A 2,157-nucleotide genomic window follows, 5' to 3' on the forward strand; every position below is an offset into this window, starting at 1 on the left:
GCCGAACGCTCCCCCGTGGAGCATGCTCACCCCGCTCTCCCGGCCCTAGCCTGCGAACAAGGAGGGAAACGTCCGTCCTGCGGCCCACGGCCGGCAGCGACACGGCGGCAGGGGCCGCCGGGCGACACACCCCCGACCGTCCGCACGACCCTCAGGGAGCCCCCCATGACCGCATCCGCGCTGCCGCAGGAGCGCCGCGTCGTCACCGCCGTCCCCGGCCCGAAGTCGATCGAGCTGCAGGCCCGCCGGGCCGCCGCGGTGGCCCAGGGCGTGGGCTCGACCCTGCCGGTCTTCGCCTCCCGCGCGGACGGCGGCGTCATCGAGGACGTCGACGGCAACCGGTTCATCGACTTCGGCTCCGGCATCGCCGTCACCACGGTCGGCGCCTCGGCCGAGGCCGTGGTCCGCCGGGCCTCCGCCCAGCTCGCCGACTTCACCCACACCTGCTTCATGGTCACCCCGTACGAGGGCTACGTCGCCGTCGCCGAGGCGCTGGCCGAGCTGACCCCGGGCGACCACGCCAAGAAGTCCGCGCTGTTCAACTCCGGTGCCGAGGCGGTGGAGAACGCGGTCAAGATCGCCCGTGCGTACACCAAGCGCCAGGCGGTCGTGGTCTTCGACCACGGCTACCACGGCCGCACCAACCTCACCATGGCGCTGACGGCGAAGAACATGCCGTACAAGCACGGCTTCGGCCCGTTCGCCCCCGAGGTGTACCGCGTGCCGGTGGCCTACGGCTACCGCTGGCCGACGGGCGCCGAGAACGCCGGTCCGGAGGCCGCCGCGCAGGCGGTCGACCAGATCACCAAGCAGGTGGGCCCGGAGAACGTGGCCGCGATCATCATCGAGCCGGTGCTCGGCGAGGGCGGCTTCATCGAGCCGGCCAAGGGCTTCCTGCCCGCGATCCGCGAGTTCGCCACCGCGCACGGCATCGTGTTCGTGGCGGACGAGATCCAGTCCGGCTTCTGCCGCACCGGCCAGTGGTTCGCCTGTGAGGACGAGGGCGTCGTCCCGGACCTGATCACCACCGCCAAGGGCATCGCCGGCGGCCTGCCGCTGGCCGCGGTCACCGGCCGCGCCGAGATCATGGACGCCGCGCACGCCGGCGGCCTCGGCGGCACCTACGGCGGCAACCCGGTGGCCTGCGCCGCCGCGCTGGGCGCGATCGAGACCATGAAGGAGCTCGACCTGAACGCCCGCGCCCGGCACATCGAGGAGGTCATGAAGGGCCGCCTGCACGCGATGGCGGAGAAGTTCGACGCGATCGGCGACGTCCGTGGCCGTGGCGGCATGATCGCCATCGAGCTGGTCAAGGACCGTGCCGGCAAGGAGCCCGACGCCCAGCTCGCCGCCGCCGTGGCGAAGGCCTGCCACCAGGAGGGCGTGCTCGTCCTCACCTGCGGCACCTACGGCAACGTGCTGCGCTTCCTGCCGCCGCTGGTGATCGGGGACGACCTGCTGAACGAGGGTCTCGACGTCCTCGAGCAGGCCTTCGGCGCGGCCTGAGCGGCGCGCACGCGGGCGTCGGGACCCGGGGTGCGGGGCGGGTGCCTCCGCCCCGGGAGAGCCTGTGAAGAAGGTGTGCGGGGTGGATGGCGGGTCGCCGAGGCGTCTGTCCCGTCCTCCGGCTCTGCCGTAGGTTCGACGGAGATGAGAGACACCTCGTACCCACGGTCCGCCGCGGGTACCACGGGCCGAGGATTCCCCACCTCCGGTCCGGCCGTGCATCGCGCACACCCGGAGACCTGACGCTCCGGGTTCTCCTCACCGACCGGACGGCCGTCCGCCCCAAACCCCCCGGGGCGCACGGCGATCCGGTCCGGACCGCCCTTGCCGGTGGTCCTCCGAAGGGCCGGCACACACCCCCCCTTGTGCCGGCTCTTCGGCATGTCCGGCACCCTGGAGGCGTGCCGACCACTCCCGCGCGACCCCGCCCGCCGTTCCTCCGCCCGGCGCTGTGCCTGCCGGGTCTGCTGGGCCTGTTGTTCGTGGTGGTGACCTGGCAGGTCGTCGCGGAGGGTCCGCTGGCCCGGGCCGACGAGCGGCTGGGACGGGCGCTGGTCGCACGGGACGGGGTCTCCGCCTTCCTCGCCGACCTGGGCAACGTCGAGGTGGCCCTGCCGGTGCTGGCGGTGGCCGCCGGATACGCGGCGTTCC

1 protein-coding gene and 1 pseudogene are annotated in these 2,157 nt (G+C 73.4%); both read left to right on the forward strand.

Features of this window, described 5'->3' with window-relative positions:
• The first annotated feature begins 165 nt into the window (after positions 1-165).
• The gene (gene gabT, locus HW445_RS28055) at positions 166-1,506 is read left to right on the forward strand and encodes a 4-aminobutyrate--2-oxoglutarate transaminase (RefSeq protein ID WP_180223662.1); all 1,341 of its coding nucleotides are present in this window, start codon (positions 166-168) and stop codon (positions 1,504-1,506) included.
• A 401-nt stretch (positions 1,507-1,907) separates the two neighbouring features.
• A pseudogene (locus HW445_RS28060) lies at positions 1,908-2,157 on the forward strand (hypothetical protein); the annotation flags it as partial.

The sequence above is a fragment of the Streptomyces sp. UH6 genome (assembly GCF_013421635.1).
In the GTDB taxonomy this organism is placed as follows: domain Bacteria; phylum Actinomycetota; class Actinomycetes; order Streptomycetales; family Streptomycetaceae; genus Streptomyces; species Streptomyces abyssomicinicus.